27 protein-coding genes are annotated in these 25,843 nt (G+C 67.3%); 9 read left to right on the top strand and 18 right to left on the bottom strand.

Translation table 11 applies throughout. The features are described 5' to 3' along the window. Positions 1 to 9: 9 nt before the first annotated feature. Complete coding sequence (locus tag A3M1_RS0116135) at positions 10 to 312, top strand: hypothetical protein (protein ID WP_018390027.1); 303 nt, start codon at positions 10 to 12, stop codon at positions 310 to 312. After that, positions 309 to 1,361, top strand: coding sequence for a GTP-binding protein (locus A3M1_RS0116130; RefSeq protein WP_018390026.1), 1,053 nt, complete (start codon positions 309 to 311; stop codon positions 1,359 to 1,361). Before A3M1_RS0116135 ends, A3M1_RS0116130 begins: the two co-directional genes overlap by 4 nt. Here the strand turns inward: A3M1_RS0116130 and A3M1_RS0116125 are convergent. The 13 genes from A3M1_RS0116125 to A3M1_RS0116065 form a co-directional block, all read right to left on the bottom strand. Further along, entirely contained in the window at positions 1,355 to 2,116 is a 762-nt protein-coding gene (locus A3M1_RS0116125) for an SDR family NAD(P)-dependent oxidoreductase (RefSeq protein WP_018390025.1), read from the bottom strand. The two genes, A3M1_RS0116130 and A3M1_RS0116125, sit on opposite strands and share 7 nt — an antisense overlap. After that, the gene (gene hydA / locus A3M1_RS0116120; protein ID WP_018390024.1) at positions 2,113 to 3,543 is read right to left on the bottom strand and encodes a dihydropyrimidinase; all 1,431 of its coding nucleotides are present in this window, start codon (positions 3,541 to 3,543) and stop codon (positions 2,113 to 2,115) included. Before hydA ends, A3M1_RS0116125 begins: the two co-directional genes overlap by 4 nt. A 36-nt stretch (positions 3,544 to 3,579) precedes the next feature. Then, positions 3,580 to 4,335 (bottom strand): SDR family NAD(P)-dependent oxidoreductase, encoded by a 756-nt coding sequence (locus A3M1_RS0116115; RefSeq protein ID WP_018390023.1) that lies wholly within the window; start codon positions 4,333 to 4,335, stop codon positions 3,580 to 3,582. A 13-nt stretch (positions 4,336 to 4,348) separates the two neighbouring features. After that, a complete protein-coding gene (locus tag A3M1_RS0116110) occupies positions 4,349 to 5,260 on the bottom strand; it encodes an NAD(P)-dependent oxidoreductase (RefSeq protein WP_018390022.1) in 912 nt (303 codons plus the stop codon). Beyond that, positions 5,261 to 6,940: an ABC transporter ATP-binding protein gene (locus tag A3M1_RS0116105; protein WP_018390021.1), complete on the bottom strand. Its 1,680-nt coding sequence runs from the start codon at positions 6,938 to 6,940 to the stop codon at positions 5,261 to 5,263. It abuts the gene before it with no gap. Further along, positions 6,937 to 7,779: an ABC transporter permease gene (locus A3M1_RS0116100; RefSeq protein WP_018390020.1), complete on the bottom strand. Its 843-nt coding sequence runs from the start codon at positions 7,777 to 7,779 to the stop codon at positions 6,937 to 6,939. Before A3M1_RS0116100 ends, A3M1_RS0116105 begins: the two co-directional genes overlap by 4 nt. Next, positions 7,776 to 8,828, bottom strand: a complete 1,053-nt coding sequence (locus tag A3M1_RS0116095) for an ABC transporter permease (RefSeq protein WP_018390019.1) — start codon at positions 8,826 to 8,828, stop codon at positions 7,776 to 7,778. Before A3M1_RS0116095 ends, A3M1_RS0116100 begins: the two co-directional genes overlap by 4 nt. A gap of 82 nt (positions 8,829 to 8,910) precedes the next feature. Then, entirely contained in the window at positions 8,911 to 10,593 is a 1,683-nt protein-coding gene (locus tag A3M1_RS0116090; RefSeq protein ID WP_245261705.1) for an ABC transporter substrate-binding protein, read from the bottom strand. Positions 10,594 to 11,006: 413 nt separating this feature from the next. Next, positions 11,007 to 11,723 carry an energy-coupling factor ABC transporter ATP-binding protein gene (locus A3M1_RS0116085; RefSeq protein ID WP_018390017.1) on the bottom strand — a complete coding sequence of 239 codons (717 nt, stop codon included), beginning with the start codon at positions 11,721 to 11,723 and terminating at the stop codon, positions 11,007 to 11,009. Continuing rightward, positions 11,720 to 12,451, bottom strand: a complete 732-nt coding sequence (gene cbiQ, locus A3M1_RS25120) for a cobalt ECF transporter T component CbiQ (protein WP_245261703.1) — start codon at positions 12,449 to 12,451, stop codon at positions 11,720 to 11,722. Before cbiQ ends, A3M1_RS0116085 begins: the two co-directional genes overlap by 4 nt. After that, complete coding sequence (locus A3M1_RS0116075) at positions 12,448 to 12,993, bottom strand: hypothetical protein (RefSeq protein WP_018390015.1); 546 nt, start codon at positions 12,991 to 12,993, stop codon at positions 12,448 to 12,450. Before A3M1_RS0116075 ends, cbiQ begins: the two co-directional genes overlap by 4 nt. After that, positions 12,990 to 13,604, bottom strand: coding sequence for a cobalt transporter CbiM (gene cbiM, locus A3M1_RS0116070; RefSeq protein ID WP_018390014.1), 615 nt, complete (start codon positions 13,602 to 13,604; stop codon positions 12,990 to 12,992). Before cbiM ends, A3M1_RS0116075 begins: the two co-directional genes overlap by 4 nt. A gap of 4 nt (positions 13,605 to 13,608) precedes the next feature. Next, on the bottom strand, positions 13,609 to 14,394 hold the full coding sequence (locus tag A3M1_RS0116065; protein WP_018390013.1) for a DUF4198 domain-containing protein: 786 nt from the start codon (positions 14,392 to 14,394) through the stop codon (positions 13,609 to 13,611). A gap of 144 nt (positions 14,395 to 14,538) precedes the next feature. Between A3M1_RS0116065 and nikR the strand changes: the two genes are divergently transcribed. Beyond that, positions 14,539 to 15,012 carry a nickel-responsive transcriptional regulator NikR gene (gene nikR, locus A3M1_RS0116060; protein WP_018390012.1) on the top strand — a complete coding sequence of 158 codons (474 nt, stop codon included), beginning with the start codon at positions 14,539 to 14,541 and terminating at the stop codon, positions 15,010 to 15,012. A 62-nt stretch (positions 15,013 to 15,074) separates the two neighbouring features. Here the strand turns inward: nikR and A3M1_RS0116055 are convergent, their stop codons facing one another. The 3 genes from A3M1_RS0116055 to A3M1_RS0116045 all read right to left on the bottom strand — a co-directional run bounded on the left by A3M1_RS0116055 (position 15,075) and on the right by A3M1_RS0116045 (position 17,875). Next, on the bottom strand, positions 15,075 to 15,326 hold the full coding sequence (locus A3M1_RS0116055) for a GlsB/YeaQ/YmgE family stress response membrane protein (RefSeq protein WP_018390011.1): 252 nt from the start codon (positions 15,324 to 15,326) through the stop codon (positions 15,075 to 15,077). A gap of 109 nt (positions 15,327 to 15,435) precedes the next feature. Further along, positions 15,436 to 16,962, bottom strand: coding sequence for a carnitine 3-dehydrogenase (locus A3M1_RS0116050; protein ID WP_018964060.1), 1,527 nt, complete (start codon positions 16,960 to 16,962; stop codon positions 15,436 to 15,438). A 10-nt stretch (positions 16,963 to 16,972) separates the two neighbouring features. Beyond that, positions 16,973 to 17,875: a 3-keto-5-aminohexanoate cleavage protein gene (locus A3M1_RS0116045; protein WP_018390009.1), complete on the bottom strand. Its 903-nt coding sequence runs from the start codon at positions 17,873 to 17,875 to the stop codon at positions 16,973 to 16,975. Between the two features lie 92 nt (positions 17,876 to 17,967). Between A3M1_RS0116045 and A3M1_RS0116040 the strand changes: the two genes are divergently transcribed. Continuing rightward, a complete protein-coding gene (locus tag A3M1_RS0116040) occupies positions 17,968 to 18,933 on the top strand; it encodes a GlxA family transcriptional regulator (protein WP_018390008.1) in 966 nt (321 codons plus the stop codon). A 5-nt stretch (positions 18,934 to 18,938) separates the two neighbouring features. Here A3M1_RS0116040 and choX read toward each other — a convergent pair whose 3' ends face one another. Together choX and A3M1_RS0116030 are read right to left on the bottom strand one after the other, a co-directional pair. Continuing rightward, positions 18,939 to 19,883 carry a choline ABC transporter substrate-binding protein gene (gene choX / locus A3M1_RS0116035; RefSeq protein WP_018390007.1) on the bottom strand — a complete coding sequence of 315 codons (945 nt, stop codon included), beginning with the start codon at positions 19,881 to 19,883 and terminating at the stop codon, positions 18,939 to 18,941. Between the two features lie 134 nt (positions 19,884 to 20,017). After that, positions 20,018 to 20,794, bottom strand: coding sequence for an inositol monophosphatase (locus A3M1_RS0116030; RefSeq protein ID WP_018390006.1), 777 nt, complete (start codon positions 20,792 to 20,794; stop codon positions 20,018 to 20,020). 320 nt (positions 20,795 to 21,114) lie between these two features. On the opposite strand from A3M1_RS0116030, the gene A3M1_RS0116025 reads away from it, so the two are divergent. From A3M1_RS0116025 to A3M1_RS0116005, 5 genes are all read left to right on the top strand, one after another. Further along, positions 21,115 to 22,464 (top strand): sugar ABC transporter substrate-binding protein, encoded by a 1,350-nt coding sequence (locus A3M1_RS0116025; RefSeq protein ID WP_018390005.1) that lies wholly within the window; start codon positions 21,115 to 21,117, stop codon positions 22,462 to 22,464. A gap of 114 nt (positions 22,465 to 22,578) precedes the next feature. Next, positions 22,579 to 23,133, top strand: coding sequence for an SIS domain-containing protein (locus A3M1_RS0116020; protein ID WP_018390004.1), 555 nt, complete (start codon positions 22,579 to 22,581; stop codon positions 23,131 to 23,133). Positions 23,134 to 23,186: 53 nt separating this feature from the next. Then, the gene (locus tag A3M1_RS0116015; protein WP_018390003.1) at positions 23,187 to 24,104 is read left to right on the top strand and encodes a carbohydrate ABC transporter permease; all 918 of its coding nucleotides are present in this window, start codon (positions 23,187 to 23,189) and stop codon (positions 24,102 to 24,104) included. Then, on the top strand, positions 24,104 to 24,922 hold the full coding sequence (locus tag A3M1_RS0116010; protein ID WP_018390002.1) for a carbohydrate ABC transporter permease: 819 nt from the start codon (positions 24,104 to 24,106) through the stop codon (positions 24,920 to 24,922). The genes A3M1_RS0116015 and A3M1_RS0116010 overlap by 1 nt, the downstream gene beginning before the upstream one ends. Further along, positions 24,919 to 25,833, top strand: coding sequence for a sugar phosphate isomerase/epimerase (locus A3M1_RS0116005; RefSeq protein WP_018390001.1), 915 nt, complete (start codon positions 24,919 to 24,921; stop codon positions 25,831 to 25,833). Before A3M1_RS0116010 ends, A3M1_RS0116005 begins: the two co-directional genes overlap by 4 nt. Positions 25,834 to 25,843 lie beyond the last annotated feature (10 nt).

Below are 25,843 nucleotides of genomic sequence, written 5' to 3'. Positions count from 1 at the left end.
GGCACGGCAATGTGCGGGCTTTGCGGCGCCTTCGCCGGCAGCGACCACTGGACCGCCGGCACGGGAGCCGGCGGCAGCCTCACGCCGACGGCGGACCGCCGCGCCCGCGCCGCCTGCGCCAATGAGGTGCTGCGGCTCTATGGGCTGCGGCTCGACGAATGGGCGGGCCGGTTCACCCTGCGCTCGCGAACCGGGCGCATGGCGGTGGTCGAGCATCTCGGCGCCCTGTGGCCGGAGGCGGAAAAGCTCGTCGGCCAGCCCTGCGATCCGCTCGACCCGGCCGTGATCGAGCGGATCGAACGCAGCCGATGAGCGCGCCGGAGGGACGTGCCGCCAAGCTGCCGGTGCATGTGCTCACCGGCTTTCTCGGTGCGGGAAAAACCTCGCTGCTGCGACGGCTGCTCGCCTCGCCGGCGCTGGCCGATACCGCCGTGCTGATCAACGAGTTCGGCGAGGTGGGGCTCGATCATCTTCTGGTCGAGGCGGTGGACGAGGACATCGTGCTGCTGAAAAGCGGCTGCGTCTGCTGCACGGTACGGACCGACCTCAAGGAAGGGCTGGTCAATCTGATGGAGCGCCGCCGGCACGGCACGCTGCCGCCCTTCGCCCGCGTGGTGCTGGAGACTACCGGCATCGCCGATCCCGGCCCGATCGTCGCCACGCTGACCGCCGACCCGATGCTGCGCCATCAGTTCCGCCTCGGCGGCATCGTCACCGTCGTCGACGTGCCGAATGGCGTGTGCAATCTCGCGTCCTTCCCGGAATCGCTGCGGCAGGTGGCGGCGGCGGACCGGCTGGTGATCAGCAAAAGCGACCTCGCCTCCCCCGAGGAAGCCGCCACACTGGCCGCACGCCTCTCAGCCCTCAACCCGAGCGCGGCTCTGGTCACGCTGCTACCGGACGAGGAACCCGATATCGACCTCCTGCTCGGCGACCCTACCGATGAGGCGCACCGCGCCGCCGAGGTCCAACGCTGGATCGCCGCGGCGGCCGCGCGGGAGGGCGGCTGGCGCTTTCACGGCCATGCCGGGCATGAGCCGGACCGGCATGGCGATATCCGGGCCTTCGTCATCCGTGCCGAGGTACCGCTGGCCTGGCCGCGCTTCGCGCTCTGGCTGTCCATGCTGCTGAACCGCCATGGCGGCGAGATCCTGCGGCTCAAGGGCCTGCTGTCGATCGAGAATGTCGCGGAGCCGGTCGTCATTCAAGGTGTGCAGCACCTCGTCCACGCGCCCGAGCACCTCAAGGCGTGGCCCGGGGGCGCCTCCGGCACGCAGATCGTGATGATCGCGCGCAGCCTCGATCCCGCGCTGGTACAGCGTTCCTTCGACGCCTTTGTCGGCTCAAGCCAAGCTCAGTAGCGCCCGACCAGCAGCCCGCCATCCACCGCGATCACCTGCCCGGTCATGTAGCGCGCCGCTGGCGAGGCGAGAAAGAGAATGACGCCGGCAATGTCCTCGGGCTCGCCGACGCGCCCGAGCGGGATGAAGTCGGCGGCCTTTTCCAACCCCTCGGGCCCTAGCGAATGCTCGCGCGAAAGCGCCTGCGCGGTGCGGATATAGCCGGGCGCGACGCCGTTGACGGTGATGCCATCGCGGGCCAGTTCCACCGCCAGCCCGCGCACCAGCCCGACCACGCCGGCCTTGGCGGCGGAATAATGCACATGCTCGTCCCAGCCATAGGCGACGCCCATGATGGAGGAGAGCGCCACGACCGTGCCGGCCTTGCGCGCCCGCATGCCGGGAGCGGCGGCGCGCACGATCCGCATGATGCCCTTGAGGTCGACGTCAAACGTCCGGTCCCACGCCTCGTCGCTCATCACCCCCAGCGGCACCTTCTTGGCGATGCCGGCATTGGCGATGATCGCGTCGATGCGCCCGAGCCGCGCCTCCACACCGGCCACCAGCGCGTCGGTGGCGGGGGTCGACGTGACGTCGAGCGGCGCGAACTCGGCGCGGCCGCCCGCATCGGCAATGGCGCGGGCAACGTCACCGCCCTCCGCCTCCAGCACATCGGTGACGACGACATGGTAGCCGGCGCGGGCGAAGGCGAAGGCGGTCGCACGGCCGATTCCGATCCCCGCCCCGGTGACGAGGGCGACCGGCGCGCCGGTCACGCCGCGCCCCCCGCCGGCACGGCATAGGGGGAGAGCTCGCGCTTGAGAAAACCGCCATCGCCGGGCTCGCCGACGATGCGGCCGTCTTCCGCCATCACCTTGCCGCGCAGCAGCGTCATGACAGGCCACCCGGTGACCGCCATGCCCTCATAAGGCGTGTAGTCGGCACCGTGATGCATCAGCTCCTGACGGATGGTTTCCTTCCGGTTGGGGTCCCACAGCACGATGTCGGCGTCGAAGCCGGGGGCGATGGAGCCCTTCTTCGGGTAAAGGCCGTAGATCTTGGCGTGGTTGGTCGAGGTGAGCGCGACGAACTCGTTGAGCGTGATGCGCCCTTCCACCACGCCCTTGGAGAACAGGATCTGCATCCGCGTCTCGACGCCGGGAATGCCGTTCGGCACCCAGCGGAAGGAGGTGCGGGCCTTCGGGTTCAGCTTGCCCATCTCGCCCTCATAGAAGAAGGCGCAATGGTCGGAAGAGAAGGTCTGGAACACGCCGGTGCGGATGCCTTCCCAGATGGCGTCCCAGCTCGCATGGTCGCGTGGCGGCGGCGAGCAGACATACTTTCCGCCGCTCTCATCCATGTTGAGGCCCTTCATGTCCTCGGCGGTGAGCGCGACATATTGCGGGCAGGTTTCGCCATAGACCTTGAGGCCGCGCTGCTGCGCCCAGCGGATCTGCTCCATCGGCTCGCGCCCGGAGACATGCACCACCATGATTGGCACATCGGTCAGCTCGGCATGGCTGATGGCGCGGTGGGTGGCCTCGCGCTCCACCGATTGCGGGCGGGAGACGCCGTGATAATAGGGCGCCGTCTTGCCGGCCGCCTCCAGCTTCTGGGTCATGTAGCGGATGGCGTCATAGCCCTCGCAATGGACCATGACGAGCGCGCCGCAGCCGCGCGCGCAGTCGAACACTTCCAGCAACTGGCGATCGTTCAGCACCAGGTCGTCATAGGTCATGAACACCTTGAACGAGGTGTAGCCGTCGCCCACCAGTGCCGGCAGTTCCTGTCCCAGCACGCTGGCCGAAGGGTCGGAAATGATGAGGTGGAAGCCGTAGTCGCAATAGCATCTGCCCTCGGCTTCCTTGTGATAGTCCATCACGCTCTGGCGCAGGCTGGCGCCGCGCGGCTGCAGCGCGAAGGGCAGCACCGTGGTGTTGCCGCCGGCAATGGCGGAACGGGTGCCACTCTCGAAATCATCCGCCATCGCCGGCCCGCCAAAGGCCGGCTGGGCGAGGTGCACATGGCTGTCGATGCCGCCGGGCATGACGAGAAGCCCCGAGGCGTCGATCACCTTGGCGCCGCCGGTCAGGCTCTCGGCCACCGCCACGATGCGCCCGTCGCGGATGCCGACATCGGCGCGCACCGTGTCCGAGGCGGTGACGACAGTGCCACCGCGTATGACCGTATCGAATTCGCTCATGGGCGCCTCGCTGGATGCGTTGGGTAAGAAACGGGATCAAAGCATGATGTCGCCGCCATTGGGCGACAGCGTCTGACCGACATAGAAGGCGCCGGCCTGCGAGGCGAGCATCAGGATGGTGGGGGCGATCTCCGACACCTGGCCGAAGCGGCCGAGCGGGATCTCGGTAAGCTTGCGGGCGCGCCATTCATCGGTGAGGCCGCCCAGCAGAACCGTCTCGGTAGCGCCGGGAGCGATGGCGTTGACGGTGACGCCATGCGGCGCCCCCTCATAGGCCAGCGCCCGGGTGAAGCCGACAATGCCGGCCTTGGCGGCGCAGTAATGCGCCAGCGCCGGGGCACCGCGATAGGCGAGCTGCGAGGCACAGTTGATGATCCGGCCGTAGCCGCGCGCCAGCATGTCGGGGAAGAACTGGCGGGTGACAAGGAAATGCCCGCGCAGATGCACGCCGATCATCCGGTCCCATTCCTCGATGGAAAGGTCGACAAACGCCTTGTCGCCGCCGATGCCGGCCATGTTGACGAGGATATCGACCTGGCCAAGCTTCTCCTTGGCCCAGACGGCCATGGCCTCGACCGCCGCGGCATCCGAGACGTCGCATTCGGTACCGAATACCCGGTGGCCCGCTTGCGTCAGCCGCGCTTCCAGCACCGCCGCATTGGCACCGTCGCCGGCATGGCAGAAGGCGACTTCGGCGCCGTAGCGGGCGAAGAGTTCCACCACCTCGCCGCCAATGCCCCGGCTGCCGCCGGTGACGAGCGCCTTGCGGCCGTGAAGCGAAAATTCCTGCATCGGTGCGGCTTCCTCAAGCTGTACGGGCCGCGATCCAGTCCGCATAGGACCGGATGCCCGCCTCGAGATCGAAACGCGGGGCGTAGCCGAGATCGTGGGCTATGGCGGAGATGTCGAAGCGCCGGTGCACCTCGTCCACCGGGTCGGGACCGGGCGCGAGGGCGATGTCGGCCTGCGGCAGCACCCGCGTCACCGCCTTGCCCACCTCGCCCAGCGTCACATAGGTGCCGCCCGTCGCGGTGTAGACGCGACGGGCCGGTGCAGGGGCGTCCAGCGCCAGCAGGAGCGCCGACACCGCGTCTTCGACATGGATGAACTGGCGGAAGAAATCCTGGCCGAAGGGCAGGCGCGTCGGCCGGCCGGCCAGCGCGTCCTCGATCATGGTGCGGATGACGCAATCGGTCGTCCGCCCTGGCCCGTAGACCCAGGACAGGCGGATGGCGAGCGCATCGACGCCGAACTGGCGCCAATAGGTCCAGAGCAGCGCCTCGCTCGCCGCCTTGCTGCCGCCATAGACCGAGGTCGGGCGCAGCACCACGTCTTCCGGCACGGGCCCTTCGGGCGTGTCGCCATAGGCGCTGGTGGAGGAGCAGAATACCAGCCGGCGCAGCTGATGAATACGCGCCAGCTCCAGCATGTTGGCGGTGCCCACCACATTGACCTGCACCATGGAATACGGGTTGTCGCGCGCCACCATCGGGCCGGAATGGGCGCCGCAATGAATGATCGCCTCAAGCGGATACTCTGCCGCGATGGCGTGCAGGCGGTGAATGTCGGTGAGGTCGCAGGCGAGCAGCGGCAGCCCCTCGCGGGTGCGTTCAACCAGATCGATGGCGACGACCTTGCGCCCCTGCGCCTCCAGCGTGCCGCGCACCGCGTTGCCGATCAGCCCGGCGCCGCCGGTGACGAGGATATGGCGTTCCATTCACGCGGTCCCGGCAAGGCGGCGGGCCTCGGCCCGGTCGCGCTGGAGCAGGCCCTGCTCGATGGGCAGTTCGGCGGAAAGCAGCATGCGTGTGTAGTCCTGCGTCGGGTGGGCGAAAATGGTTTCGGTCTCGCCAAATTCGACGATCTTGCCGTGCCGCATCACCGCGACATTGTGGGCGAGCGAGCGCACCGAGTTGAGATCGTGGGTGATGAACAGCGCCGACATACCGATCTCGGCCTGCAGATCGCGTACCAGGTCGATGATCTGCGCCCGCACCCTTATGTCGAGCGCGGTGGTTGGCTCGTCGAACACCACGAAATCCGGCCCGGTGGCCAGCGCGCGGGCAATGCCGATGCGCTTCTGCTCGCCGGCGGTCAGTTCATGGGGATAGGCGTCGGCAAGGCTCAGCGGCAGGTGGACCAGATCGAGCAGCTGCCGTACCCGTCGCTCGCGCCCCCTGGCGTTGAGGCCAGGGTCGAGCCGCAGCGGCTCGGCGATCAAGGCGCGCACTGGCCAGCGCGGGTTGAGCGCGACATAGGGTTCCTGGAACACCATCTGCAGCCGCCGGCGCAGCGGGCGGAATTCCTTGGCCGGCATGTCGGTGATATCGACGCCGTCAAAGGTGATGCCGCCGCCATCGCACTCCAGCAGGCGCACGAGACATTGCCCCACCGTGGTCTTGCCGGAACCGCTCTCGCCCACCAGCGCCAGCGTTTCGCCGCGCCCGACCGAGAAGGACACGTCGTCGATCGCCCGCACGACCTCGGTGCTGCCGGCTATGGGGAAGAATTTCTCCAGCCGACGCACGTCCAGCAGCGGCTTTGCGTGCGTGGCTTCGGCCATGCCCTGCGCCGCCCCCTCGCCTTGCCCCGCCATCGGCGTCGGGCGCACCCGCGCCGCGTCCAGCAGCGTGCGGCTGTAGTCGTCGCGCGGCCCCTGGAGGAAACGACCGACCTCGCCCAGCTCGACGATGCGCCCGCCTTTCATGATCGCCACCCGGTCGCAGTAATGGGCGATGATGCCGAGGTCATGGGTGATGAGCACGACGCCAGCGCCGAGTTCGCGGCAACGCTTCACCAACAGATCGAGCACCTGCACCTGGATGGTGGCGTCAAGGCCGAGCGTGGCGTCGTCGGCCAGCACGATGTCGGGGTTCGCCACCATTGCCATGGCGATAACCACGCGCTGGGCCATGCCACCGGAAAGTTCGTGCGGATAGGCCTTGGCCCGGCGCTCGGGATTGACGATGCCAACCTGGGCCAGAAGGTCCACCGCCGCCGCCCACGCTTCCCGGCGGCCACAGGCGCGGTGCGCCCGCAGCACGCGGGCGATCTGCGCCCCCACCGTCGCCACCGGGTCGAGCAGCGCCTTGGCATTGGTACCGATGAGGGCTATGCGGGCCCCGCGCAACTTGCCCTGCTCCGCCTCGTTGAGCCCGAGCACCGAGGCGCCGTCGAGCCGGATGTCGCCCTCGACGATGCGGCCCCCCTCGGGCAGCAGGTCGAGCAGGCTGCGCGCCAGCACAGACTTGCCGGCGCCGGTCTCGCCGACAATGCCCAGCACCTCGTCGCGGCGCAGCTCAAAGGAAACGCCGGACAGCGCCTTGGGCGCCCCCTCGCCGAAATCGACGCTGAGATGGTCCACCGCCAGCAGCGGCGCGGCATCAGGAGCTCTCATCGACGGTCCCTCATCGTCGGGTCGGAGAGGTCCTTGGCCATGTCGCCGATCAGCGCGAAGCTGAGCACGGCGATGACGATGGCCAGCCCGGGGAACAGTGACACCCACCACACGCCGAGGATCATCTGCTGCGCCCCGGAAGACACCATCAGCCCCCATTCCGGCGTCGGCATGCGAACCCCGGCGCCGACAAAGGACAGGCCGGCGGTGAGCAGGATGGCGAGGCCGACGCTGATCGAAATCTGCACGATCGCCGGGGTCAGCGCATTGGGCAGGATGTGGCGGAACATGATGGAGAAGTCGGTCGCTCCACTGCACCGCGCCGCTGCCACGAAGGGCCGCTCGCGCAGGGAAAGCACCTCCGCCCGGATAACGCGGGCGAACATCGGGATGAACAGCACGGCGAGCACGATCGACACGTTCCAGATCTCCTGCCCCATGACAGAGACAAGCGCCATGCCAAGCACGAAGATCGGGAAGGACTGGATGAAGTCGAACATCCGCATGACCAGAGAGGACAGCCAGCCGCGATAGAAGCCGATCAGCAGCCCGACCGGCACGCCGATGACGAAGGCCACCGCGACGGCGGTCAGCGAGATCAGCAGGTTGATGCGGGTGGCGTAGATGACGCGGGCATAGATATCCATGCCCGACACATCGGTGCCGAACCAGTGCGCCAGCGAGGGCGGCTCCAGCGAGGCCAGCGGATCGGCCTCGACAGGCGAATAGGAGGTGAGCCAGGGCGCGAACAGGATGGCGATGATCTGCAGCGCCAGCAGCACCAGCCCGATGACCGCCCCAGGATGGCGGCTGAGATAGCGCGTGAAGGTCGCCCTCATACCCGGATCCTCGGATCGGCAAGTTCGTAGAGGATGTCGACCACGGTGTAGACGACCAGGATGAAGGCGGCGGCCACCAGCACGAAGCCTTGCAGCGCGGGATAATCGCTGTTCACCACCGCCTGCACCGCATATTGCCCCAGCCCGCCCCAGGAGAAGATCGTCTCCACCAGCACCGCCGCCCCGAGCAGAAAGCCAACCATGAAGCCGACCAGGGTGATGATCGGCGGCAGGCAGTTGCGCAGGGCGATCCGGCGGATGGTTCGCTCCGGCAGGCCCGAAGCGCGGGCGTGGCGGATGAAATCGCTGCGGTAGACATCGGCGAACACCGTCTTGGTCATCTTCATCAGCGCGCCGGCATTGACGATGGCGAGCGTCAGCACCGGCAGCACGAGCCGCCCGACCGAGGAGAAGAAGGCCTGCGGGTTGCCGGCGATGAGGCTGTCGATGGTGTAGAAGCCGGTGACAACGGGCGGTGGGGCGACGAAGGTGTCGATGCGCCCGAAAGGCGCCGCCGCCCAGCCGAGCATGTAGAAGAAGAAGTAGATCAGCAGCAGCCCGATCCAGAAATCCGGGATCGCGCCGGCGGCAAGGCCGTAGATGCGGCTGCCGATATCCACCGCCCCGCCTGGCCGTACCACCGAGACGATGGCGAGCGTCACGCCGATGAGGATGGTGAGGATCATGGCATAGGTGATCAGCTCCAGCGTCGCCGGGGCGCGCTCCAGAAGGTCGGAAACCACAGGCTGGGAGGTGAAGATCGAGGTGCCGAGATCGCCGTGCAGGGCGCTCCAGACATAGCGCAGGAACTGGTCCCACACCGGCAGGTCGAGCCCCAGCCGCTCGCGAAAGGCGGCGATGGTCTCGGGCGTCGCCATGTTGCCGAGCAGCAGCAGCGCCGGGTCGCCCGGCAGCAGGCGCACCAGCAGGAACGTCACCATCATCACGCCGAAGAGCTGGGGCACCAGCATGAACAGGCGGCTGACGACGATTTTCAGGGGGCGGGGAACGGTGCCCCAGAAACCGGCAAGGCGGACGGCGACAGTCATGCGGGGCTCGTGCGTCCGGTGGGGGGAGGCGCGGCGAGTGGCCCGGCCGAAGCCGGGACCCTCTTGGGCGAGCGGCGGCGGCTCACTCCTTGTACATGTCGTAGAAGGCGTTGCCGTTCGGCGTGTACCAGGAATAGCCCTTCACATTGGCCCGCGTGGCCAGCTGGTAGCCCGGATTCATCAGGAACACCCAGGGCGCGCCCTCCATGGTGATCTGCTGCACCCGCTTCATGTCGACCAGGCGCTTGGCTTCGTCGGTGCTGGTCAGGCCTGCATTGATGAGAGCGTCGACCTCTCCGCTCTTGAACTTCGAGTAGTTGATCGCGGAGGCGCTGTTGAGCCAGAGATTGGCGACATAGGCCGCGTCCGGCACGATCGCCATGTCGCGGAAGAAGTACATCGGCACCTCGCCCTTGGTGTAGCGCTCGACCAGGGTCGAAGCCGGCAGCTTCAGCAGCTCGACATCGATGCCACCCTTGGCGAAGGCCGATTTCAGAATGACCGCGATCTCTTCTTCGATCTGGTCGCCGGTGCGGTAGGCGACCTGGGTCTTGAAGCCGTCGGGGAAGCCGGCTTCCTTCAGCAGTTCCTTCGCCTTGGCAGGATCGTTGTTGAAGAAGAAATACTCGTCGGTGAAGGCCGGGTAGATCTCGGAGATCGGGCTCTTGGTGAAGCGCGCCGTGTTGAAGTACACGCTCTTGAGGATTTCCTCGCGCGGCACGAGGTAGTTCACTGCCTGGCGCACCTTCAGATTGTCGAAGGGCGGCTTGGCGTTGTTCATTTCCACGCGGTGGATGAAGTTACCGAACACCTTGTAGACGGTGACGCCCGGCATCTTGGAGAGCAGCGCCAGCTCGCGCGGCAGCAGATATTCGGCGACATCCACCGAGCCCGCCTGCAGCGCGGCGACGCGGTTGGCCGAGGTCGGCATCTCGCGCAGGATCACCCGCTTCAGCTTGGCCGGGCCACGCCAGTAGTTCGGATTGGCGTCATAGACCACTTCCTGGCCCGGCGTGTATTTGGTGATCTGGTAGGGGCCGAAGGAGGCGGTGTTGGTGGAGAGCCAGCGCGCGCCCCATGGGTCTTCAGGGGTCAGGTGCTTCTTCACCTCGGTGGCGTCGAGAATGCCGAGGTCGCTGTTGATCCAGATACGGTCCAGCAGCGGCGAGGGATTGGGGATCGCCACCGTGACCGTGTAGTCATCCACCTTGGTGAAGGCGACCTTGGGATCCTCGATCTTGAAGATCTGGGTCATGTACCAGTGGAAGTTCGACTTCATGTTCCAGCCGCGCTCGAACGACCACATCACCGTGTCGGCGTTCAGCTCGTTGCCATTGTAGGACTTCACGCCCTTGCGCAGCTTGAAGGTGATGGACTTCTTGTCGGGCGAAAGCTCATAGCTTTCCGCCAGAACACCGACGATGGTGGTGAAATCCTCGTAGAGGATGCCGTCCTCGCCCTTCTTTTGAGCGTAGCCAAGCAGGCGCTCATTGACGTTGCGGCGCACCTCGTGGCCGGCCTCGGTGGGCGGGTATTCCTGGTCGAGCGATTCCGGAGTGCGCGGGGCGGCGACCACCAGCGTGGTTTTGGCGTCCTGCGCCTGCGCCGGCAAAGGCGCGGCGAGCAGCGCCGCGAGGAGGCCGGCACCGACGCCGCCGGCCAGCCGGCCGGAAAGGGTGAGGCGCGAGGCCGGCGCCATGTCGCGGGACGGGGCGAGGACCCGCCGTCCAAGGTCGAGAAGTCCGGTACTCACTGTGCCAAGCATGTTGCGTCCCAAGGTCAAGGGTGTCGGTTAAGATGGCTCATGCGGTCTGACCTGTTGTTAGGATTGCGCGGTCTGACCGCGCTGGCAATTCCAAATTTTGGACGCCTTTTCGCCTCCCAATTAGGCAAATGGGCGGATGGGCCGCCCGATACCTCCGGCCGGCACGCTGCATGAACACCATGCAAAATCTATTTCTCCGTGGCCCTGAGGATCAATCGCCCAAGGAGCAGGCACCCACCGACCCTGCCCCGCGCCGACCGCAGCGCCCGGCTCGGGAGATAATCGGCCCGCCAAAGGAACTGCAAAGAGGTCAGACCACAATTTGAGATTGTTGGCATCGCCGGGTGCCTCTGGAGGCCGCCCTTCGCGCGCCGAGGACTGCCGGCCGAAGGCTGGGCGGCGCCGCGGCGGCCCTAGCCTTCCGTCGCCGGATGGATGTGCGGGTGCGCGTGGGTATGGGCGTGGGCGTGGGTGTGCAGCGCGGCCGGGGAGAGGTGGCCGTTTTCGATCGCCATCGCCCGTGTCGCCAGTTCGGCGATGAAGCCGTCATCATGCGACACCAGCAGCATGGCGCCGGGAAAAGCGTGCAGCGCCGTACGCAGCCGCCTTCCGTTCTCGGCGTCGACGCCGTTGGTGGGCTCGTCCAGCAGCAGCACGTCGGGTTTCATCGCCAGCAGTCCGGCGAGGCAGACGAGGCGCTTTTCGCCGCCGGAAAGCCGATGGCTGATACGCGACGCCAGCGCGCCGATGCCCAGCATCGTCAGCACCTCCTCGGCCCGGCGAAAGGCCTCTGCCTGGGTGCAGCCGAGATTAAGAGGGCCGAAGGCGACATCCTCGATCACGCTCGGGCAGAACAGCTGGTCGTCGCTGTCCTGGAACAGATAGCCGATGCGCGGGCGCAGGGCGCGGAAGTCGCGTTCGCTCCGGCAGGACGTGCCGAACAGCCGGACCTGCCCGGCGCTTGGGCGCTCCAGCCCGACAATGGTGCGCAGCAACGTGGTCTTGCCCGCCCCATTCGGGCCGACAATAGCCAGCCGCTCGCCCGCGGCGAGGGCGAGATTAACCGCGCGCAGCACGGCCGCACCGTCACGGGCGACGGTGACATCCTCAAGGGCGAGCAGCGCGTTCATAGCCGGTCCGCCATCGTCACCGCGAGACCGAAGACCAGCGCGGCACAGAAGCCCGCCCAGTCGCGCGCCGTGGGGGACGGCGGTGCCAGGCGGGGAAAGCGACCTTCATAGCCCCGGCAGCGCATGGCCTCCTCGACACGCTGCGCCCGCTCCAGCGCCCGCACCAGCAGCATGCCGAGGAGATGGCCATAGCTGCGCCAGCTGTGGCGGTTCGTGCCGGGGCGGAACCCGCGCATCCGCATCGCTTCCTGCAGCCGCCGCGCCTCGTCGCGGATCAGCGAGAGATAGCGCGCCGTGAGCACGAACAGGCGCACGAGAACCTCAGGCACATAAAGCCCGCGCAGGGCGGCGCCGAGCCGCACCGGCTCGACCGCGCCCAACAGCGCCGTGAGCGCCAGAACTGATGCGGAAACCTTGGCTGCGATCAGCAAAGCGCGCTCCATGCCCTCGACGCTGGCGGTCAGCGGGCCGAGGGAAAACAGCGGCTGGCCCGCCATCGTGAAGGGAAGCGTCGCGAACAGAAGCAGCAGGAAACCCTCGACATGCATCAGCCGCCGCCAGAGCCGGGCATCGGGCCGGCGCCAGGCGGCAACCAGACCTGCCACAGTGAGCGCCGCCAACGCCACGGGAAGCGTGCGCAGTTGCGATACGCAGGCGATGAAGATGAAAGCGGCGACGAGGCGCAGGCGCAGGTCGCATGCCGGACCCTGCGGTGTCGCCACCGTCATGCCCGCCGCCCGCGCGCCCACAGGCCGATGCCGGCGAGGCCGAGAATAAGGAAGACACCGGAAAGGATGTCGGCATAGCGCAAGCGCGCATCCATTTGTTCGATCCGCTCCATCAACGGCGCCACCTGCCGCTGCACCGCCGACTCGACCAGCGAGGCAAGGCGGGCGTCTGGGTCGATCGGGGCCAGGCTGTCCGTCGGCAGCGCCGGGGCGGCGACCACCTCTCCCCCGAAGCGCGAGGCCGGCAGCGTCACCGAGGCGATATGCCCCTCGCGCGTGTCGACCGTCACCGTGGCGTCCGTGGGCGACTGCGGCACAGGGAAGGCGAAGCGCCCCTCCCCGTCCGTTGTCCCCGAAGCGATCGGCCCGCCGGCGGCATCCCGGGCCACCCACGCCGTCTGCGCCGCGCGACCGCCACCGATGAAGAAGGCGTAGCCCTTCACCTCTGCGCCTTCCACCGTGGCGAAGACCTTCAGCTTGTGCGCCTGCGCCGCGCCGGCAAAGGCCAGCACCAGCAGCAACGCCGTCAGCAGACGGATCATGGCGCGACCGGGCGCAGCGCCTCGGGCTGCACGCGGGCGAGGAAGGAGACGATGGCGGCGGTGACGAAGGCCTCCACGAGGGCGAGCGGCAGATAGGTGGCGATCACCACGCGGGCCGCCGGCGTATAGTCGCTCGACGACAGCCACAGCGACAGGGCGACGAGCCCTCCCGTTCCCAGCACAGAAAGTCCTCCGGCCAGCGCGCCGGCCGCCAGCCGCACCGAAGGCCGCGCGGTGGCGCGGATCAGCGGCCCCAGCGCGAGCCCGCACAGCACCCCCGGCAGCGCGATGTTCACCGTGTTCACCCCGAGCGTCGTCAGCCCGCCGAACCCGAATAGCAGTGCCTGCAACAACAGCGCCACCAGCACGGCGAGAAAGGCGGCGGTGCCGAGCATCACCCCCATCAGCCCCGCCAGCAGCAGGTGCACGCTCGACGGCCCCACCGGCACCGCCACCAGCGACCCCGCGAAGAACGCCGCCGCCAATATGGCGGTGCGCGGGATCATCCGGTCGTCGAGCCGCCGCAGCCCCAGCGCCACACCGCCGGCGGCCAGGAGCCCCCCGGCGACGAGCACGGGCGCGGATAGAAGGCCGTCGGGAATATGTGCCATCCGTCTACTTCCCGGCCCCCATATCGGTCGCCTTCACCCAGATCAGCGCGCCGTCTTCCACCGGCACCTCTTTGCCCTCGGGCGAGGTCATCGGCGTGTCGCCATCCAGCAGCGCGGCGAAGCCCCACCAGCCGGCGCGCGGCATCGCATAATGGAAGGTGCCGTTGGCGTCGGCCTTCAGCACCTGCGTCACGAATGCGTCGTTCGGCGGCGTGACCGTGCCGTCATTGACGAACTCGACCTCGACTTCGGCGAAGGGCACCGGCTTGCCGGCCTTCAGCACGACGCCGGAGAAGAGATTGCCCGTCCACAGCCCGGTCGGCCGGGTGAGCGGCTGGATCTCCACCGGCAGCCCGACCAGTTCGTCCCAGCCCTCGCCCGAGGCGTAGCTGTCGACGATCACCTTGGAATAGTGGACGATGTACTTGCCTTCCGAAGGCTCCCAATAGGGCTGCGGCTCGACATAGAAAATCGCCGCGCCCGGCTCCTTCAGCTCATAGCTCAGCGCCCAGGCGCTCTTGCCGTCGACCGGCTTTTCGCTGATCTGGCCGAGGAGGTCGGTGGTGGTGCCGCCCGCCAGCACGCCCGCCTTGGCTGGCTTCTTCATCTCCATCACCGGCCCGCCCTCGACCGGATGGGTGAACACCATGTCGATAGTCACCATCCCGCCGTCCGGCAGCACGTCGGTGGAGGGGATGATCTCCTGGAAATGCGCCCGCGCCGGCGCCGCGCCAAGCGGCAGGGCAAGGGCGGCGAAAGCGACGAGGCCGGCCTGGAAGCGACGGGGCATGCAGCGTCCTTTGTATGAATTACGTTATGAAAAATCATACAAACGATACTCTGCCTCCGGCAAGGCCAAAATCCCATCCCTGGGGAAATTCTTGCCGGGATCAGGGTGATAACCTAACCTCACCGCATTCGGCCGGGAGCTCTCATGCAGCGGATCACCATCGCCATCGACGACGATCTGGCCGCCCAGCTGGATGGCTTCATCCAGGAGAGCGGCGCCGCGAACCGCTCCGAGGCGATACGCGATTTGGTGCGCCGCGGCCTCTCCGCCCGCCCGGACGGTCCCGCGCACGCTTCCTGCTTCGGCGTCATCAGCTGCGCCATCGACCAGTCGGTGCGCAATCTCGCGGCCCGGGTGCCGCAGGGCCGGCTCGACCGTCACGATCAGACGGTCGCCGCCCTTTCGGTGCCGCTCGATCACTCGACCTCGGTCGATGTGACGGTGATGCGCGGGCAGGTCGGCGACATCGCCGCCTATGCGCAGGCGCTGTTTCTGGAGCGCGGCGTGATGCATGGCGCGCTCAGCCTCATCCCGGTAACTGAGGACAAGGCTCCTCACGTCCACAATCAGGGCTCCCCGCACGCGCACACGCATCTGCGGGTGAAGAGCGGGTTCTAGAACGGAAAAAGGCGCGCTCGACGGGAGCGCGCCTTCTTCATTTAGTGCGGTCGGCCGGTGCGTCAGTTTCGTATCGCCCGGACCAGCCCGATCAATATGCAGGCGCCAATGACGCCGGCAACGAGATAGCCGATCCAGCCGCCGAAGCCGACGCCGATCAGGCCGAAGAGGAAGCTGGCAATCGCCGCGCCGATGATGCCGAGGACGATATTGAGGAAAATCCCCGTGCCGGTCTTCATGATGGCGGAGGCGATCCAGCCCGCCAGGCCGCCGATGATGATGGCGGCGATCCAGCCAATCTGTGCGTCTTCCATGCGAATGTCTCCCAGAGCCCCAGTTGGATGCCGGGGATAAACGCACGGGCCCGTGCGCTGTTCCCGCAACAGGGTACGCCGTGACGGTATTTTTGGCGACGCCCCCCCCTCACGCCGTCGGCGCGGGCGCCTGCTGGCCGATGGCGCGACCGGCCGCGACGGGCCGCTCGAGCCCGGCATGGGCGGCGGCGATCACCGAAACGGTCGCGCGCACCTGCACGGCGGCCGGGGCTGCGCGGCCGGCCTTGCTATCGACATGCAGCAGCATATGCTCTCCGGTGGCGATCTCGCGGCGCTCGGGACCGGCATAGAGCCGGTGGAACACATGCAGCCGCTTCTCATCCGTACCGAGGATCTGGGTGGTGCAGACCAGCACCTCGCCCAGCTTCGCCTCGTCGAGATGCCGCAGATGGGTTTCCACCGTGTAGTAGCTGTGCCCGCCCTCGACATAGGCGAGATCGACGCCGATCAGCCGCAGCAGCGCGTCGGTAGCGTCGCCGAACACCTGGAGATAGCGGTGCTCGGTCATGTGGCCATTATAGTCGATCCAGGCCGGCGAGACGCGGGCCTCCACCAGCGCCAGCGGTGCGGAGGTGTCGGGGGCCGGCGCGGCGCCCGCCTGTGCCCACAGGCGCTGCTCGAACTCCTTGAGGAGCTTGCCCGCCCCCCAGCCCTCCCCGCCCTGCCCCGCCTTCAGCGCCTGCACGATGCCGACAAGGTTCTCGTCGCGGATGCGCTCCAGTTCGCGAATGGAGAGGCCGGCCGCCTGCGCATCGGATTGCGCGCCGATCTTCTCCACCAGCGCGTCGTCGAGGTCGACCACATCGGTGAGCTTGGTCCACGGCCATGCGAGGCACGGACCGAACTGGGCGAGGAAATGGCGCATGCCGGCTTCCCCGCCGGCGATACGGTAGGTCTGGAACAGGCCCATCTGCGCCCAGCGCAGGCCGAAGGAATAGCGGATCACGTCGTCGAGCGTCTCGACGTCGCAAATATCGTCCTTGATCAGCCACAGCGCCTCGCGCCACAGCGCCTCCAGCAGCCGGTCGCCGACAAAGGCTTCGATCTCGCGGGCGATTACCACGCCCTTCATGCCGATGGCGTCGAGCACCGCCTTGGCCCGCGCAACCGTGTCCGACGTGGTTGACGCGCCGCCGACGATCTCCACCAGCGGCAGCAGATAGACCGGGTTGTAGGGGTGGGCGACGAAGAGCCGGCCGGGATGGGTCAGCCCCGCCTGAAGATCGGTCGGCTTGAGGCCGGAGGTGGAAGAGCCGAGCAGCGCGTCCGCCGGCGCGGCGGCGTCGATCTCCGCCAGCACGCGGCGCTTGAGGTCGAGCCGCTCGGGCACGCTCTCCTGCACCCATTGCGCGTCCGCCACCGCCTCCGCCACACTGACGCAGAAGGTCAGCCGGCCGCGCTTGGGCAGCGGCGCGCCCGTGAGCAGACCATAGGCGCGCTCGGCATTGGCCAGCACCTCGGCGACAATGCGTTGCGCGTCGGGGTGCGGATCGAACACCTTCACGTCGATGCCGGCGAGCAGAAAGCGGGCGATCCAGCCGCCGCCGATGACTCCGCCGCCGATGCAAGCGGCGCGGGAGATGGGGGCAAGGCCCCCGGGAAGGGTCGCCGTCATCATCGTCTCCTCAGCGCTTCACCAGCTTCAGCTTCTCGCGCACCTCGGCCGGGCCGATGATCCGCGCCCCCATATTCGTCAACACGTTAGCGGCCTTCTCGACCAGCTGGGCGTTAGTGGCGAGCTGGCCCTTGCCGACATAGAGGTTGTCCTCCAGCCCGACCCGCACATTGCCGCCCGCCAGCACTGCCGCGGCGGGATAAGCCATGGCGTTGCGGCCGATGGAGAAGGCGGAGAAGGTCCACCCGGCCGGCACATTATTGACCATCGCCATAAAGGTGTTGAGATCGTCAGGCGCGCCCCAGGGAATGCCCATGCACAGCTGGATCAGCACCGGGTCCTCGATCAGCCCTTCTTCGGCGAGTTGCTTGGCAAACCAGAGGTGCCCGGTGTCGAACGCCTCGATTTCGGGGCGCACGCCCAGCGCCGTCATCTGCCGCGCCATCTCGCGCAGCATGGACGGCGTGTTGGTCATGACATAGTCGCCGAGATTGAAGTTCATCGTGCCGCAGTCGAGCGTGCAGATTTCCGGCAGGCATTGCGCGACATGGGCGACGCGCTCGGTGGCGCCGGCCATGTCGGTGGCTTTCTCGTTGAGTGGAAACGGAGCCTCGACGCCGCCGAAAACGAGATCGCCGCCCATGCCGGCGGTCAGGTTCAGCACCACGTCGACCTCGGCCGAGCGGATGCGGTCGGTCACTTCGCGATAGAGCTCGAGGCGGCGCGAGGCGGCGCCGGTCTCGGGCTCGCGCACATGGCAGTGCACCACCGCCGCGCCGGCCTTGGCGGCGTCGATCGCACTGTCGGCGATCTCTCGCGGGGTGATCGGCACATGGGCGGAGCGGCCGGTGGTGTCGCCGGCGCCGGTGACGGCGCAGGTGATGAAGACATCGCGATTCATCTGCAGGGGCATGGCGGGGTTCCTGAAAGCGTGAACGGAGCTTGACGGCAAAGCGAAGTCGTGACGCAACTATTTACGCAATCGATTTTTCATTCTGCGAAGCCATGATCTTTGCCCCCGCCGACGACGCGCTCGATGTCACGCTGCTGCTGTTTCCCGGCCTGTCGCTGCTCTCTCTGGCGGCGACGCTGGACCCGATGCGCGGCGCCAACCGCGTGCTGGGGCGGCTGGCCTTTCGCTGGAAGCTGGTGTCGATGGACGGCCAGATGCCGACAGCCAGCTGCGGCCTGCCGATCCCGGTGGACGGCGCCTTCGATGCCGGCGCGCGGCAGGACGTGCTGATGGTGGTGGCCGCCTTCGAGGCGGCGCGCTTCGCCACCCCGCCGATCCTCAAGGCGATCCGCGCCGGCGCCAAGCGCTCGTCCGCCACGGGCGGCATCGAGTCGGGCTCATGGCTGATGGGCTTCGCCGGGCTGCTGGAGGGGCGCCGCGCCACCACCCATTGGGAGGACCTGGAGGACTTCGCCGCCCGCTTCCCCGAAACCGACGTGCAACCGGACCGCTTCGTGATCGACGAGCCGGTGTTCACGACAGGCGGGGCCACCCCGGCGCTCGACTGCATGCTGGCGCTGATCCGCGCCCGGCACGGCTATTCCGCCGCGCTCGATGTCGCCAGCCTCTACATCTATGAGGAAGTGCGCGCGGGCTCGGACGTGCAGCCCATCGTCTCGCTCGGCCGCATTCGCCAGCACGAGCCGCGCGTGGCCGAGGCGATCCGGCTGATGGAAACCCATATCGACCGCCCGCTCACCGTAGCGGCCATTGCCCGGCGGGTGGGCGTGTCGACGCGGGGGCTGGAGACGCTGTTCGTTAAAACGGTGGATGTGTCGCCCGGCGCCTATTACGTCACGCTGCGGCTGAAGGCGGCGCGGCGGCTGGTGCTCGACACCAATCTGCCGATCGCCGACATCGCCGAGCGCACCGGCTTTTCCGCCATCGCCTCGCTGTCGCGGGCGTTCCGGCGGCAGTTCGGCGCGCCGCCCTCCGCGGCGCGCCGTCAGCGATTGTAAAAGGCTCAGAGGCCGAGGCCCGTCTTCACCGCCGCCGCGCCGGGCTTGCCGTCGAGCGTCGTCACGCCGGCCAGCCATTTCTCGACCGCCGCCGGGTTCTGCTTCATCCACGCCTTCACCGCGGCATCGGGCTGCATCCCCTTGTCGAGAATGTCGCTCATCAGGCGATCTTCCATCGCCACGTCGAAGACGAGGTTCTCCAGGAGCTTGCCGACATTCGGGCAGTCCTTGACGTAGCCCGGCCGGGTCAGCGTCAGCACGCTGGCGCCGCCATCCTTGGGCCCGAACACGTCATTGCCATTGGTGAGGTATTCGATCGGCAGGTTGACGTTCATCGGGTGCGGCCGCCAGCCGAAGAACACCACCGGCTCGCCCTGCTTGATGCGGTGGCCGACCTGGGTAAGCATCGCCTGCTCGCTGGATTCCACCAGATCGAAACCCTTCAGCCCGAACGTGTCCTCGGTGATCATCTTGGAGATGGTGGCGTTGGCACCGCTACCGGCCTCGATGCCGTAGATCTTGCCCTGCAGCTTGTCCTTGAATTTGGCGATGTCGGCATAGGTCTTCAGCCCGGCATCATAGGCCGCCTTGGAGGTGGCGAAGCCGATGCGCGCGCCGTCGAGATTTGTGGCGACCACGTCGATCTTGCCGGCCTTCACAAGAGGAACCTGTGTCGGCTCCTGCAACGGCATCCAGTTGCCGAGGAAGATGTCACGGTCGCCATTCTCCAGCGCCTTGAAGGTGATGGCGACCGAGAGCACGGCGACGTCGGGCTTGTAGCCGAGATGGGTGAGCAGTTCGTCGGCCACCGCCGTGGTCGCGGTGATGTCGGTCCAGCCGACATCGGAGAAGCGCGGCTTGGCGCAGGAAGCGGGGTCCACGGCAAAGGCGGAGGACGACATGAGCGTGGCGGACAAGGCGACGCACGTCACGAGCAGGCGTGAAATCATGGCTGTTCCCTCGATTGGCGATCATGCCGCAGACCGGCATCGCAAGGGAAAGCCTATCGACAGGTGAGCCGGTTGATTGACCTTGTTCGAAGTAGAGATGACCGAATGCGCAGCCCCGCCATCCCCGCCCGCGCCTATTCGCGCCCGCTGAGCCGCAGCAGCGCGGCGTGGACGACGGCATTGCCGGCCCACATGGCGCCGGGCCGGGTGAAATCGCCCTCGAAGCTCACCAGCCCGCCGGCCTCGCGCACCAGCACCATGCCGGCCCAGCAATCCCAGCAATGCAGCGTCGGGTCGTAATAGCCGGCGAGGCGGTTGGCGGCGACATAGGCCAGCATCAGCGCCCCCGAGCCGACGCGGAACAGCACGCCGCCCTCGCGATAGAGCCCTTCGACAAAGGCACCGACTTCGGCGGGCGACGCCTTTTGCGTGGCGCCGAAACCGATGGTGGTGGAGGCGATGGTCCAGTCCGGGTTCATCGCCAGCGCCCGCCCGTTGAGCCGGGCGCCACCGCCCGCGACGGCGGAATAAAGCTCGCGCAGCATAGGAGCGTAGATCACGCCGGCGACCGGTTCCGTCCCCCGCGCGATGCCGATTGATACCGTCCAGTTCGGCTGGCCGACGAGAAACGGCATGGTGCCGTCGATTGGGTCGATCACCCAGACGAAGCCGGACGTGCCCTCCGTTGCCGCCTCTTCCTCGCCGACAATGCCGTCGCCCGGGAAATGCCGGCTGATCGTCCGGCGCAACCAGGCCTCGATGCTGCGGTCGGCCTCGCTGACGAGATCTTGCGAATCGGACTTCAGCTCCGGGTGCAGCGTGTCGCGCTGGAGAAAGAACTTGCGCGCCCGCGCCCCTGCCCCGCGTGCCAGCGTCTCGGCAACCGCCTGTCGGGCGCGGAGCGGTTCCATTCCGTCGTCATGCTCCGCTGCCATCCTGCCTGTCTCCACGCTTGTTGACTGCCACGCTTCGGCCACCGCGTCGCCTGTGATGCTATTGCATATTTCAGATTACAAATGTATCGGTTTCCCGTCGACGACAGTGCTGTTGTCGCGGCCGGGCTTCTCGAAAAGCGCCGGCGCGGGTTGAGGCCGGCACGTCCGGCGGAACTGCGGAAGGAAGCGGCGCCGGCGACGGCTCCACGCCTCCGCCAATGATGAGAGACGGTTTTCAACCGTCCGCATGTCGGCCTCGCCCGAACCGTGGCGCTGCGCCATTTCAGGAGGAAACCATGAAGCGTGCATTGAAAATCTGCGCCAGCGTCGTCGCCCTCGCGGCGGCAACGGCGGCCATGCCGGTGGCGGCGATGGCGGACTGGCTCGAAGAGGCGGCCAAGCCCCTCAAGGGCACTGAAGTCAACGGCATCTTCCTCGATCGTCCGGGCTACCGCGCCATCATCAAGCTGCTGCCCGAATTCGAGAAGAAGACCGGCATCAAGGTCAATTACGAAATCGTTCCCTATGAGAACGCGCGCGAGAAGGAAGTGCTGAACTTCACCTCGCAGGGCGACCTTACCATGGCTCTCGTCGATCTCGTATGGATCGGCGAGTTCGCCGAGAATGGCTGGCTGGTGCCGGTGGACGATCTCGCCAAGGACAAGGCGATCACCGACCCCAACCTCAAGCTCGACGGCTTCTTCCCGCTGCTGCTGGAAGCGTTCGGCTCCTGGGGCGGCACGGTCTATGGCCTGCCCTTCGACAATTATTCCGGCCTGCTGTTCTATAATTCCTGCAAGCTCAAGGAAGCAGGCTTCGACAAGCCGCCGGCGACCTGGGAAGAGGTGATGACCGTCTACGGTCCCAAGCTCACCGACAAGTCGAAGAACGAGTTCGCCTATGCGCTGCAGTCGCGCCGCGGCGAGACCCAGTCGGCCGACAGCTTCATGCGCTTCCTCTGGCCCTTCGGCGGCTCGCTGCTGAACAAGGAATTCAAGTCGAACCTGCTCAGCAAGGAGAGCCAGGCCGGCCTGCAGTTCCGCCAGGACCTGATGAAGTACCAGCCGCCCGGCGTCGTCTCCTTCGATCACGCGGAATCGGTGAACGCGCTGGCCCAGGGCCAGGTGGCGATGATCACCGAATGGTCGGCCTTCTATTCCACCCTCGCCGACCCCGCGACCTCCAAGCTCGGCGACTGCCTCGCCGTGGCGCCGGAGCCCGCCGGCCCGGCCGGCCGCCTGCCCGCGCTGGGCGGCTTCTCGCTCGCCGTCGCCGCGCAGGCGACTCCCGAGCAGCAGAAGGCCACCTGGCTGTTCATCCAGTGGGCGACCTCGGAAGACATCGCCAAGGCCTATGTCGAAGCCGGTGGCGTGTCGGGCCGCATGGCCGTCTACAACGACCCGGAAATCAAGGCGAAGTACAAGTTCGTCGAGCCGATGGTCGCCTCCTGGCAGGCCGGCGTTCCCGAATATCGCCCGCGCTTCCCGGCCTGGCCGGCGATCTCCGAGATCGTCGCCGAGTGGGGTTCCAAGATGATGCTGGGTGAAGTCACCGTCGAAGGCGGGTCCAAGGAGATCGGCACCCGCATGGAAGCCATCCTCGGCAAGGAAGGCTACTACGACGGCAAGAAGAAGCTCCTTCAGTGAGTTGAAGCCGGCGGCGGGGCCTCTCTCCCGCGCCGCCGGCCTCCGGGCGGATGCTGCAACCCGCGAAGCGGCATCCGCCCATTTTCATTGCGGACTGTTCCGGGACCCGATGACATGACCACTCTCCACGGCCGGGCGCTGGACGAGATCCGCGCCTGCCTCGACAAGGTGCGCGGCGACGAGCTGGACGGGGCCATCGCCGAACTGGCAGGCGCCGGACGCATCGCGCTGTATGGCGTTGGCCGCGAGGGCCTTCAGATCAAGGGCCTCGCCATGCGCCTCTATCATCTTGGCTGCAAGGCGGCCGTGGTGGGCGACATGACCGCGCCGCCGGTCGGACCGGGCGACCTGCTGGTCGTCTCCGCCGGGCCGGGCGACTTCTCGACCGTTTCCGCGCTGATGGGCGAAGCCCGCGCCGCCGGCGCCCGCACGCTTCTCGTCACCGCCGAGCCGAACGGCACTGCGGCCGCCCGTGCCGACCGCGTGCTCACCGTGCCGGCGCAGACCATGGCGAGCGACCAGGGCGCGGCCGCCACCTCCGTGCTGCCGATGGGCTCGCTCTATGAGGGCGCGCTCTATGTGCTGTTCGAGATCCTGATCCTCGGCCTGCGCGAGCGGCTGGGCGTGACGCCGGCGCAGATGCGCGCCAACCATACGAATCTGGAGTGACCGGAGAGGTTTCTCCGCACACCGCCCCAGCAAGACGCGACAGGGAAAACGCCATGAGCGAGGCCGCGACATCCGCCGCACGACGCAAGCCCAACCGGGGCTATGGCCGCTGGACGCCGCTGTGGTTTCTTGCCCCGGCCGTGCTGACGCTGCTGCTGATCGGCATCTACCCGACCATCTTCGCGCTGGTCACCTCGTTCCGCCGCTACAACATCACCCGCCCGCGCGAAGGCTTTCCGTTCGTCGGCTTCGAGAACTATGTGAACGTGCTGACCGACAGCACCTTCTGGTCCTCGCTGTTCCTCACCGCGAAGTTCTACGTCGCCGTGCTGCCGATCCAGGTGGTGCTCGGCCTCGCCATCGCGCTGCTGCTGCACAAGCCGGGCATGGGGCTGTTGAAGTCGCTCGCACGAGTCACACTGGTCGTCCCACTGGCCACCACCTACGCTGTGGTTGGCCTCGTCGGGCGCCTCATCTTCAACCGAGACTTTGGCGTGGCTAACCAGGCGCTGAGCATCTTCGGCTTTGGCCCGATCGACTGGCTCTCCACCCAGGACGGCGCCTTCGCTGCCATCGTCATCATGGATGTGTGGCAGTGGACGCCGTTCTGCGCCCTCATCTTTCTCGCGGGCCTGTCCATGGTGCCGGGCGAGATCGAGGAGGCGGCGCGGCTGGAAACCTCGTCCAAGCTCGCTTTGCTGCGGCATGTGCAGTTGCCCTATCTGCTGCCCGGCCTCACCGCGGTGATGATCCTGCGCTCGGCCGACGTCCTCAAGCTGTTCGACATGGTGTTCGTGATGACGCGCGGCGGCCCCGGCTCGGCCACCGACCTGATCTCGATCTATATCCAGCGCGTGGGCTTCCGCATTTTCGATCTCGGCACGGCATCGGCGCAGGCGATCCTCTTGCTGATCCTCACCATCATCATCAGCCGGCTTTATATCCGCCTGCTCTACCGCGAGGTTCACTGATGCGTATCTCGTCCGGCAAGCTGCTTCACGCCCTCGGCCTGACCGCCGTCGTCATCTTCACGCTGTTTCCGTTCTTCTGGATGGTGTCAGCCAGCTTCAAGACCCAGGCCGACATCCTGTCCTCGCCGCCGGTGTGGTTCTTCACCCCGACGCTGCAGAACTATGCCGAGATCTTCGCGGACACGAAGGTGAGCGGGGCGATCATCAACTCGCTGATCGTGGCCACCTGTTCGACCCTGCTCGCGGTGATCCTCGGTGCGCCCGCCGCCTTCGCGCTCGCCCGCTACGAGTTTCGCGGCAAGTCGGACCTGTGGTTCTGGTTCATCTCCAACCGCATGATCAGCCCGATCGTGCTGGCGCTGCCGGTCTATCTGCTGGCGATCCAGACCGGGCTGCTCGACACCCATCTGGTGCTGATCCTCATTTACCTCACCTTCCAGCTGCCGATCGTGGTGTGGATCGTCACCGACCAGTTCAAGTCGATCCCGGCCGATCTCGAACAGGCCGCGCGGCTCGATGGCGCCGACCAGTTCACCATCTTCCGCAAGATCTACCTGCCGCTTGGCGCGCCGGGCATCGCCGTGTCGGCGATCTTTTCCTTCATCTTCTCGTGGAACGAGCTGCTCTATGCGCTGGTGCTGACCCGCCGCGCCGTGCAGACCGCCCCGGTCGTCGCCACCAGCTTCATGTCCGGCTATGAGCTGCCCTGGGGCAAGATCATGGCCACGGGCACGGTGATCGTGCTGCCGGTGACGATCTTCGCCCTCATCGTCTCGCGCCACATGGTGCGCGGCCTGACAATGGGAGCGACCAAGTGACGGACTCCCCGGCGCCGATCCGCTTCGGCATCAATCTCGGCTTCTGCACCAAGCGCTGGGTGACGCCGGAGCTGTGGACGCGCATCGTGCGCGAGCGGCTCGGGCTCGACCTCGTGCAGTTCTCCTTCGACCTCGTCGACCCGATGTGGCCGGACGCCATCGTCGACCGCCACGCCGCCGACATAAGGCGCGCGGCGGAAGCGGCGGGCGTCACCATCCACAGCGCCTTCATCGGCTTGGCCCATTACAGCTTCAACCAGCTGCTGCACCCCGATCCGGCGGTGCGCAACTACGCCGAATACTGGCTCGGGCGCGCCTATCGCTTCGCCGCGCTGGCCGGCATTCCCCGCGTCGGCGGCCCGCTCGGCGCCATCCCCGCCACACTCGACTGCAGCGAGGCGGACGCGCTTGATCCGGCCGACTACGCTGAACTGATCACCCGCCTGCACCGGCTCGGCGAGCGCGCCGCCGCAGAGGGCCTGAGCGAACTCTATGTCGAGCCGACGCCGCTGCGCCGGGAATGGCCGTGGACCATCGGACAGGCGCGGCAGATGATGGACGATGTGGCGGACAGCGCGGTGCCGTGGCGGCTGTGCATCGATTGGGGCCACGCCACCTTTGCGCCGCTTTATGGCGACGTGACAGACGGCATGGAATCCTGGCTGCGGGAACTCGCCGACGTCACCACCGCCGTACACATCCAGCAGACCGATTTCGCGCTCGACCGCCATTGGGACTTCACCGTCCCCGGCAAGGTCGATCCACTGGAGGCTGCGGCGCTGCTTCGGCGCACCGGCACCGACACCTGCCCGGTTTTCCTCGAAGTGTTCTATCCCTTCGAGCAGGACAGCCGGTCGATCCTCGGCGCGCTGGAGACGACCTGCGCACGCCTCACGCAGACTTTGGCCTGAGGGGGATGGG

It is taken from the genome of Ancylobacter sp. FA202, from assembly GCF_000380205.1.
Lineage (GTDB): Bacteria > Pseudomonadota > Alphaproteobacteria > Rhizobiales > Xanthobacteraceae > Ancylobacter.
This window is presented reverse-complemented; position numbering and strand designations above follow the sequence as displayed.

What these genes read in the sequence shown, in the direction of transcription:
- nikR (WP_018390012.1), top strand. Translation starts at nt 14,539, where the DNA reads ATGCAGCGGATCACCATCGCCATCGACGACGATCTGGCCGCCCAGCTG.
- A3M1_RS0116015 (WP_018390003.1), top strand. Translation starts at nt 23,187, where the DNA reads ATGAGCGAGGCCGCGACATCCGCCGCACGACGCAAGCCCAACCGGGGC.
- cbiM (WP_018390014.1), bottom strand. Translation starts at nt 13,604, where the DNA reads ATGGCACATATTCCCGACGGCCTTCTATCCGCGCCCGTGCTCGTCGCC.
- A3M1_RS0116095 (WP_018390019.1), bottom strand. Translation starts at nt 8,828, where the DNA reads ATGACTGTCGCCGTCCGCCTTGCCGGTTTCTGGGGCACCGTTCCCCGC.
- choX (WP_018390007.1), bottom strand. Translation starts at nt 19,883, where the DNA reads ATGATTTCACGCCTGCTCGTGACGTGCGTCGCCTTGTCCGCCACGCTC.
- A3M1_RS0116115 (WP_018390023.1), bottom strand. Translation starts at nt 4,335, where the DNA reads ATGCAGGAATTTTCGCTTCACGGCCGCAAGGCGCTCGTCACCGGCGGC.
- A3M1_RS0116025 (WP_018390005.1), top strand. Translation starts at nt 21,115, where the DNA reads ATGAAGCGTGCATTGAAAATCTGCGCCAGCGTCGTCGCCCTCGCGGCG.
- A3M1_RS0116105 (WP_018390021.1), bottom strand. Translation starts at nt 6,940, where the DNA reads ATGAGAGCTCCTGATGCCGCGCCGCTGCTGGCGGTGGACCATCTCAGC.
- A3M1_RS0116020 (WP_018390004.1), top strand. Translation starts at nt 22,579, where the DNA reads ATGACCACTCTCCACGGCCGGGCGCTGGACGAGATCCGCGCCTGCCTC.
- A3M1_RS0116085 (WP_018390017.1), bottom strand. Translation starts at nt 11,723, where the DNA reads ATGAACGCGCTGCTCGCCCTTGAGGATGTCACCGTCGCCCGTGACGGT.
- A3M1_RS0116110 (WP_018390022.1), bottom strand. Translation starts at nt 5,260, where the DNA reads ATGGAACGCCATATCCTCGTCACCGGCGGCGCCGGGCTGATCGGCAAC.
- A3M1_RS0116135 (WP_018390027.1), top strand. Translation starts at nt 10, where the DNA reads ATGTGCGGGCTTTGCGGCGCCTTCGCCGGCAGCGACCACTGGACCGCC.
- A3M1_RS0116040 (WP_018390008.1), top strand. Translation starts at nt 17,968, where the DNA reads ATGATCTTTGCCCCCGCCGACGACGCGCTCGATGTCACGCTGCTGCTG.
- A3M1_RS0116090 (WP_245261705.1), bottom strand. Translation starts at nt 10,593, where the DNA reads ATGCTTGGCACAGTGAGTACCGGACTTCTCGACCTTGGACGGCGGGTC.
- A3M1_RS0116030 (WP_018390006.1), bottom strand. Translation starts at nt 20,794, where the DNA reads ATGGAACCGCTCCGCGCCCGACAGGCGGTTGCCGAGACGCTGGCACGC.
- A3M1_RS0116075 (WP_018390015.1), bottom strand. Translation starts at nt 12,993, where the DNA reads ATGATCCGTCTGCTGACGGCGTTGCTGCTGGTGCTGGCCTTTGCCGGC.
- A3M1_RS0116050 (WP_018964060.1), bottom strand. Translation starts at nt 16,962, where the DNA reads ATGACGGCGACCCTTCCCGGGGGCCTTGCCCCCATCTCCCGCGCCGCT.
- A3M1_RS0116065 (WP_018390013.1), bottom strand. Translation starts at nt 14,394, where the DNA reads ATGCCCCGTCGCTTCCAGGCCGGCCTCGTCGCTTTCGCCGCCCTTGCC.
- cbiQ (WP_245261703.1), bottom strand. Translation starts at nt 12,451, where the DNA reads ATGACGGTGGCGACACCGCAGGGTCCGGCATGCGACCTGCGCCTGCGC.
- A3M1_RS0116010 (WP_018390002.1), top strand. Translation starts at nt 24,104, where the DNA reads ATGCGTATCTCGTCCGGCAAGCTGCTTCACGCCCTCGGCCTGACCGCC.
- A3M1_RS0116100 (WP_018390020.1), bottom strand. Translation starts at nt 7,779, where the DNA reads ATGAGGGCGACCTTCACGCGCTATCTCAGCCGCCATCCTGGGGCGGTC.
- hydA (WP_018390024.1), bottom strand. Translation starts at nt 3,543, where the DNA reads ATGAGCGAATTCGATACGGTCATACGCGGTGGCACTGTCGTCACCGCC.
- A3M1_RS0116130 (WP_018390026.1), top strand. Translation starts at nt 309, where the DNA reads ATGAGCGCGCCGGAGGGACGTGCCGCCAAGCTGCCGGTGCATGTGCTC.
- A3M1_RS0116045 (WP_018390009.1), bottom strand. Translation starts at nt 17,875, where the DNA reads ATGCCCCTGCAGATGAATCGCGATGTCTTCATCACCTGCGCCGTCACC.
- A3M1_RS0116055 (WP_018390011.1), bottom strand. Translation starts at nt 15,326, where the DNA reads ATGGAAGACGCACAGATTGGCTGGATCGCCGCCATCATCATCGGCGGC.